The organism is Bartonella bilalgolemi, from assembly GCF_023500045.1.
Classification (GTDB): domain Bacteria; phylum Pseudomonadota; class Alphaproteobacteria; order Rhizobiales; family Rhizobiaceae; genus Bartonella; species Bartonella bilalgolemii.
The window spans coordinates 76,518-84,533 of sequence record NZ_JAMCOF010000007.1 but is presented as its reverse complement, the minus strand read 5'-3'; the positions used below and the strand labels follow the sequence as shown (position 1 = coordinate 84,533).

Here is an 8,016-nt window from a genome sequence, read left to right as displayed (position 1 = left end):
TTCAGTTAGGTGCATTTGGTTCTACAGTTGAAACAGGTATGGGTGTTCACGCCCAATTATCTAATACTATAGCACTTCATGGCGATTTGTTATACAAACATAAATTAACCAAAGCCGGTTTCTCTGGAATTAGTGTTTCGGGTGGATTACGTTATCAATTTTAATCCTTCAAAATTAGTCTGCTTTTGTTTTGAACGATTGTTTGTGAGTTTCGTTAAGTTTTTTAGCGGAACTTACAGAAATTCTGATTCTAATTTTCAGGAATATTTCATTTGTTTATATGTTTCTTATTTAAAAAAATAATTTATAGTATCAAAAGGTTAAATATAGAAAAAATAGTCATTAAAAGAATAAAGAGAGCTATAGATTTTATTTACAAATATTAAAAATTCAAAGTAATTCAATACATAGAAGGTTCTGAAACAGCATTTAAGATGTTATAACTATTAGATTTGTACGGTATTGTTAAAGTGGTCGACGCTTTGCTACAGGATGTTTACCACTTTTAGCAATTCGTATAATTGCTGTTTCTAAAGGTTCAACCATAACATCCATAGAATAACCGTTTGTATGAATAATATTTTCACAGTCAATCATAATTGCAACATGGCCTTGCCAAAAAATCAAATCACCCCGTTCAAGAATATCAGTGTCTGTTAGTTGTTTTCCTATAGTTTGCTGTTGCATACTAGTATCACGTAACACTGTTTTTCCTGCCATCATCATAGAAAGTTGAACTAGTCCAGAACAATCAAGACCAAAAGCACTAACACCGCCCCAAAGGTAAGGTGTGCGAATAAAAGTCTGAGCAACATTTACATAATCTTTGAACGTATGCTCAATAGGACGAAGATGAGAAGAAACAATAGCTGTTTCATTTTCAAGAATAGAATACATTGTACCCCGTGTTTCGGTTACATCAATAACGGTTACTTTGCTTCCCATAGATAAAGCGCGTTCTACGGTTTTTTTTAAGTCAGCTTGCGAATATTGGAAAGTACGAGGAACTGAAACAATATGTGTTTGTTTTATGGTCGACGTGCAAAGGATTTGTGTATCAATGTAACCTACATAGCCATCTTTAAGCGATTCTACCTTTGACATGGCCTCATCGTGCTCAAGAATTAAGACCTCTTCTCCGAAGAGGCACTCTGTTTGCCTTTCGCTCTTTTTACTGTTCTCTTTAAATAGACCTGCAACAGCTGTATTAACGCGCCTTTTTTCCCCTTGGATAGAATATGGAGTCTCTATTTTTTTTTCACATTGTTGATTTGTGAGGATATCTTGAGATGTATGGAACTCCGAATTTTTATAGGGCATTTTTTTACCTTTAACGAACTAGCTAATAAATATTAATGGATTTTTTATTCAACAGAAAGAGTAAAATTGTAATTTTCTTTAAATTTGATCTTTGAAGAGCTTATAAAGAGCACGAATAGCTTGTGCGGTTCCACCGATAGGATAACCTGGTGTTTCTTTTGGAGTCCATCCATAAAGATCAAAATGAGCGAAATTTTCAGCTTTTTCGACAAAGGAATTTAAAAATAAAGCGGCAGTTATAGAACCAGCAAAGTTGTTTCCGGATGTATTACTAATGTCGGCAATTGGTGATGATAACATTTCTCTATAGGGTTTCCAAAGTGGCATTTGCCATAGAGGATCAGTAACGAAATTTGCCGATTGAAAAATTTTCTGCGCCCATATTGAGTCGTTGCAATAAAACGCAGGGAGATCTGGCCCTAACGCTATGCGAGCTGCTCCAGTTAAAGTCGCCATGCAAATCATGAATTGCGGGCTTTTTTCATCACCATAGGTTAGGGCGTCAGCAAGAATAAGCCGACCTTCAGCGTCTGTATTACCAACCTCAACAGTTAATCCCTTACGGCTTTGAAGGATATCACCTGGCCGAAAAGCATTAGCAGAAATGGAATTTTCAACGGCGGGAATTAAAACACGCAAACAAAAAGGAAGTTTTGCATCCATGATTAGTTTTGCTAATCCTAAAACATGCGCACTACCACCCATATCCTTTTTCATTAATAGCATATTATTGGCAGATTTAATATCTAATCCTCCAGAATCAAAAGTTACTCCTTTGCCAACCAATGTGATTTTAGAATGGTTTTCTTGTCCCCATTGTAGTTCAATGAGTCGTGGTGCAATGCTGCTTGCTCGTCCTACGGTATGAATCATCGGAAAATTTTGTGCTAAAAGATCATCTCCACAAATACTTGTGACATGAGCATTATAAGTCTGTCCTAGTTGGCGCGTTATTATTTCGAGAGTGTTAGGATTCATATCATTAGCTGGAGTATTGATAAGATCACGGACAAAAAAGACAGTTTCGTAAATTCGTTTAAGTTCATCCAGATCAATTGCGTTATGTACATGGATCGATAATGATTTAGAAGGGGATTTTTGACGATAGCGGTTAAATTGATAGCTTCCAAATGCTAATCCAAGATAGGTATTCATTTCATTTGAGGCTGTTCCTTCTAAATGCCAATGGCCAGTAAGGAGATTTTTAGGAAGGAGGCCAGTGATGAAAGCGTTTTCCTTATCACCGAGTCCAAATAAAACTTGTTTTAATTGTCCTGTTTCATGGGGAATAAATAATATTTGTCCTGCTTTTCCAGTAAAGCCATTAACTTTCATCCATGAGGTTATTGGCGGATCAAGAGCTAAATTAGCAAAGTTTTTTGTATCAATTAAGAGGATAGGGTAGCTCTTATCAGAACGTGTTGCAGTAAAATTAATTTGATGTTGAGGCATGTATTTATAATCCTTATAATTTTCGAAGTGCAACATATTCAACCAAATGATTTTTTCCCTTTCGTAAAATAAGATCAGCTCGTGGTCGCGTTGGTAATATATTTTCTTGTAAATTTTTTAGATTAATTGTGTACCAAAGGTTTTCAGCGATTTTTGAGGCCTCTTCCTCATTTAACAGTGCATAACGATGAAAATAAGATTCGGGTTTTTGAAAAGCTGTTTTACGTAAATGTTTAAAACGCTCTAAATACCATTGATGGATCATTTCTGTTGCAGCATCTACATAAATTGAGAAATCAAAAAAATCTGAAACAAAAGGTACAATTTTTCCATCTTTAGGACAATCATTAATTTGAAGCACATTAACACCCTCAACAATTAAAATATCGGGTCGGTCAATAATAATTTTTTGATTTTCTAGAACATCATAAATCATATGCGAATAAAGCGGTGCACTAACATTACCAACGCCTGCTTTTACGTCAGAAAGAAAGCGCAGTAGTTTTTTAATATCATAGGAATCAGGAAATCCTTTACGATTCATACGATTTTTTTCTTGTAAAATGGTATTAGGATAAAGAAATCCATCGGTCGTAACAAGATCAACTTTAAGACTAGATTTCCATCGTTTCATAAGTTCTTGAAGAATACGTGCAGTTGTTGACTTCCCCACCGCAACAGAACCAGAAATTCCAATAATAAAGGGTGTTTTTTTGGTATCTGCTTGATGCAAAAATATTTGACGTTTTCGGAAGAGTTCCTGTACTGCTTCAACATGGTATGATAAGAGGCGTGCCAAAGAAAGATAAATACATTGCACTTCTTCTAAATCGATAGGATCATCGATTGATCGTAAGCGCTTAATTTCATCAAAAGTTAAGGTAAGCGGTGTATTTGCGCGGAATTGAGACCATTCTTGTACAGTAAAAAAAGTATAGGGGGAATATTGATCAGAAACGTAATTGATAAAGTTATCTTCTTGATTGGTTTTTAATGGAGTAGCATCAATCATCTTTATTGGCCAAGAGTTTTTAGATTATTTTTTAGAAATTGTTATGATTAAGAGTAGAACAACAGACTGTTTTTTTGTTAAAAATCATGTTTTGCTTTAAAATAGTGAATTAACTTATAGTCCAATCATTCCAGCATGCAATGATTTGTTTTTGTGATAGACCTTCTGCCAAAAAAGCCCATAAAAGTAAACGTGCTTTTACTGCTGATAAATAGCCAGACATTAAAGCACCAGAAGAAATCATATCAATTTCTGAACCTTTATAACCGTAGGTTGTACGAGTTGTTGGGCCATGATAAGAGCGGCTTGCAATGATGATTGGTATTTTCTTGGCGTATTGTCGCACTATATTTGCTTCTTGAAAACTGCAGTGGCCTGCACCAAAACCTGCTATGACAAGGCCTGAATAATGTCCACTTTCAAGGCAAAATTTCATCAAGTGCGTATCAGATGATAAAGAGGAATATAGCAGTGCAACTTGATGATCATTTTTTTTAGGCAGTGCGAAAGTTGTAGGGAAAAAATTTCGATCATTAAAATAAAAGAGTTTTCCTTCTAAAATTGTTCCTAGAATGCCTGTCAGACCTGATTGTAGTGTTTCGACTTTAACAGTGTGACTTTTTTGCACCCAGTAGGGTGAATGAATAGTATCATTCATTACAACTAGGACTCCTCTATTACGACTTTGTGGATTAGCAGCAACACGGGTTGCAGCTAAAAAATTAGCAGGTCCATCAGCACCTGCTGCACAGGGTGTACGCATAGCACCAGTTACGACAAGTGGTTCAGCTTTATTCCAATAGAGGGAAAGAAAAAAAGCTGTTTCTTCCAATGTGTCGGTTCCTTGCGTTAAAACAATACCATCTGCGCCGATCTTGATTTGTTTTTTTGCCCATTCTATTGTTTCAAGCAGAATTTTAAAAGATAAAGATCCACTTGGTAGTTGTGTTAATGTGTGATTGTGAATATCAGCAATTTTTTCTAAATTAGGAACATTTTTTATGAGTATATCTGATGTTAAAGTTGGTTGCATTTGACCTAAATTATTGGCTGTCATTGCAATTGTTCCACCTAGCGTGCCTACTGCTATTCTTTTCATAATTTTCCCCTGTAAGAAGGTAGATTGCTTATACAAAACAATATAACAATAATTCGAGTATACAACAATGATATCATTTTTTATATTAAGAAAAATTGAGGTGTGCTCAATTATTGTGTTTTGCTATATATATTACTAAATAAAGGAATTAGTGATTTGATTTTATGTATGATAAAAGGAAGCAATGTTAAGGAGTTTTCTTATGACAGAGCATAAGCCTGATATTATGTATGGTACGACAATCGTAACGGTAAGAAAAGGCAATAAAGTAGTTATGGCGGGTGATGGTCAAGTTTCACTTGGACAAACAATTATGAAAAGCAATGCACGCAAAGTCCGTCGTCTTGGGAAGGGTGGAGCAGTGATAGCTGGTTTTGCAGGCGCTACAGCAGATGCTTTCACACTATTAGAAAGATTAGAAACGAAACTTGAGCAATATCCTGATCAGCTTATGCGTGCATGTGTAGAGCTTGCAAAAGATTGGCGTACTGATCGTTATTTACGTCGTCTTGAAGCAATGATGCTTGTGGCTGATCAAAAAGCTACTTTGGCTTTAACAGGTCTTGGTGATGTATTAGAACCAGAAGATGGAGTGATGGCAATTGGTTCTGGAGGTAATTTTGCTTTGTCAGCTGCACGAGTACTGATGGACACGGATTTAGATGCAGAAACTATTGCTTGTAAAGCTATGAGTATTGCAGCTAAAATTTGTGTTTACACCAATGATAATTTTACAATAGAAGCATTGGATGCTGAATTACCTCCTTTAGAGAAAGCTATTTGAATGTGTGTTGTATTTTCCCCTCGTGAAACTGTTTCTGAACTTGATCGTTTTATTATTGGACAAAATGATGCTAAGCGTTCTGTTGCTATCGCACTGCGTAATCGATGGCGTCGACAACAGCTTGAAGGGCAGATGCGTGAAGAAGTTATGCCTAAAAATATCCTGATGATAGGGCCGACAGGTGTTGGTAAAACAGGAATAGCTCGTCGATTAGCGAAACTTTCTGGAGCTCCTTTCGTTAAGGTAGAGGCTACTAAATTTACCGAAGTGGGTTACGTAGGTCGCGATGTTGAGCAAATTATTCGTGATCTCGTTGAAATTGCAATTTCTCTTGTACGTGAAAAAAAACGTGATGAAGTAAAAGCAAAAGCTCATATTAATGCTGAAGAACGAGTTTTAGACGCTCTTGTAGGAAAAACCGCAAGTCCTGCTACCCGTGATAGTTTTCGTAAAAAATTGCGTGAAGGAGAATTAGATGACAAAGAAATTGAGATTGAAGTAACTGATAATAGTAATAGTGCCCCAACTTTTGATATTCCTGGTATGCCTGGTGCACAAATGGGTATTATGAATTTATCAGATCTTTTTGGAAAGATGGGTATTCGTACAAAAATACGCAAAACAACTGTAAAAGACGCTTTTAAACCATTAATTGATGATGAATCCGAGAAACTTCTGGATCAAGATCAAATTATTCAAGAGGCACTGCGTGTTGCTGAAAATGATGGGATTGTTTTCATTGATGAAATTGATAAAATTGCAACTCGCGATGGTGGGGCAACTGCTACTGTTTCACGCGAAGGGGTTCAAAGGGACCTTTTGCCTTTAGTTGAAGGGACAACAATTGCGACTAAATATGGGCAAATAAAAACAGATCATATTCTTTTCATTGCTTCTGGTGCTTTTCATGTATCTAAACCCTCTGATTTATTACCAGAGCTGCAAGGTCGTTTGCCTATCCGTGTAGAGTTAAATGCTTTAACAAGGGAAGACTTACGTCGTATTCTTACTGAACCTGAAGCTAGTTTAATTAAACAATATATTGCTTTAATGGCAACAGAAGAAGTTCATTTAGAAATTACTGATGATGCAATTGATGCTTTAGCCGATATCGCCGTTGATTTAAATGCGAGGATCGAGAATATTGGAGCACGTCGTTTGCAAACGGTTATGGAGCGTGTTTTGGATGAAATTTCTTTTACAGCACCTGATAAAGCCGGTACTTCATTTAAAGTTGATGCTGATTATGTCAGAAAATCTATAGGAGAACTTGCTTCTGATATCGATCTTTCACGTTTTGTTCTTTAGGAAATTTTGTGTATTTTAATTTATCGACGTGCTTCTATGATTTTGAAACCATGAACTTCTTCATGTATAAAAACTGTGTGGAAGAGTTTTTTTAATAGTGTTTCATAAGGGAGATGACAATTTGCAACGAGAAGCAAGCGACCTTTAGGTTTAAGATATTTTGCAGCATTTATAATAAAATGCTGTCCTAATGAAATATCTGTTGTTTGTTGTGTATGAAATGGTGGATTTGAAATAATTGTATCATAAAGATTTTTTATAGGCTCATAAACGAGATCATGCCAATAAAAGCCAATTGGAAGAGAGGTTGTTATGTGTTTCAGATGTTTTTTTGCTGCCTCTAAAGCATTATAGTCAGCTTCATAAAGGTCGAGTGCGGTTAAGTTTTTGCTTACTTCAAGTGCAGTATAGGAAAGAAAACCCCAACCAGCTCCAAAATCAGCTGTTTTTCCAAAAATGATTTTGTGCATATAAGGTACAAGTGCAGCAGATCCTGGATCAATACGGCCGTGAGAAAACATACCAGAAGTAGTTTGAAATTTATTTCCAAAACTGAGTGGTGATGAACGAAAATGAGCAATATTTTGTTTATCTATCTGTTGTGGTACTTGAAGCCAGAAGACATGACTATGATTTTTGGATAATTTTTTGCTAATAGGAACAAGAGTATTAATCCATTTCATCATTGAGGTAGAACCAACAGTTTTTTCTCCACTGATGATAATCCATCCACCAGGTTTGACTTGTTCTAATAGATCAAGAAAACGATTCTGATTAAGATCACGATATTTACTAAGTTGTAGCAGTGCTCCATCATAGATTATAGTTTGATTTATTTGTGGGCTACATTGAAATTTAGCATTGGTAAATTTTAAAAAGTCTTGTCGCCAAGGAGTTATAATTTCAAGATTTTTTATCCACTGTTTATCAGGAACTTTGGTTAAACCAAAACCTAAAAAATGTTGGTTCGAATAAGGTTTAGGGAGATCATAGCTTTCAAAAGGTAAAAACAGAGACACATTTTATTCTTTCAAAGAAATG

Annotated in this window: 7 protein-coding genes; 2 read left to right on the top strand and 5 right to left on the bottom strand. The window is 35.7% G+C overall.

Annotated features, from left to right (window positions below):
- Positions 1-465: 465 nt before the first annotated feature.
- The 4 genes from M4Z11_RS05120 to M4Z11_RS05105 form a co-directional block, all read right to left on the bottom strand.
- Complete coding sequence (locus M4Z11_RS05120) at positions 466-1,320, bottom strand: C40 family peptidase (protein WP_249677179.1); 855 nt, start codon at positions 1,318-1,320, stop codon at positions 466-468.
- Between the two features lie 78 nt (positions 1,321-1,398).
- Positions 1,399-2,772 (bottom strand): leucyl aminopeptidase family protein, encoded by a 1,374-nt coding sequence (locus M4Z11_RS05115; RefSeq protein WP_249677177.1) that lies wholly within the window; start codon positions 2,770-2,772, stop codon positions 1,399-1,401.
- Positions 2,773-2,785: 13 nt separating this feature from the next.
- Positions 2,786-3,784, bottom strand: a complete 999-nt coding sequence (coaA, locus tag M4Z11_RS05110; protein ID WP_249677175.1) for a type I pantothenate kinase — start codon at positions 3,782-3,784, stop codon at positions 2,786-2,788.
- A gap of 109 nt (positions 3,785-3,893) precedes the next feature.
- Positions 3,894-4,883: an asparaginase gene (locus tag M4Z11_RS05105; protein ID WP_249677173.1), complete on the bottom strand. Its 990-nt coding sequence runs from the start codon at positions 4,881-4,883 to the stop codon at positions 3,894-3,896.
- 202 nt (positions 4,884-5,085) lie between these two features.
- Here M4Z11_RS05105 and hslV point away from each other — a divergent pair, with 202 nt between their 5' ends.
- A complete protein-coding gene (gene hslV, locus M4Z11_RS05100) occupies positions 5,086-5,667 on the top strand; it encodes an ATP-dependent protease subunit HslV (protein WP_249677171.1) in 582 nt (193 codons plus the stop codon).
- Positions 5,668-6,975 carry an ATP-dependent protease ATPase subunit HslU gene (gene hslU, locus M4Z11_RS05095; protein WP_249677169.1) on the top strand — a complete coding sequence of 436 codons (1,308 nt, stop codon included), beginning with the start codon at positions 5,668-5,670 and terminating at the stop codon, positions 6,973-6,975.
- 20 nt (positions 6,976-6,995) lie between these two features.
- Here the strand turns inward: hslU and M4Z11_RS05090 are convergent, their stop codons facing one another.
- Positions 6,996-7,994, bottom strand: coding sequence for a class I SAM-dependent methyltransferase (locus M4Z11_RS05090; RefSeq protein WP_249677168.1), 999 nt, complete (start codon positions 7,992-7,994; stop codon positions 6,996-6,998).
- Positions 7,995-8,016: the final 22 nt, after the last annotated feature.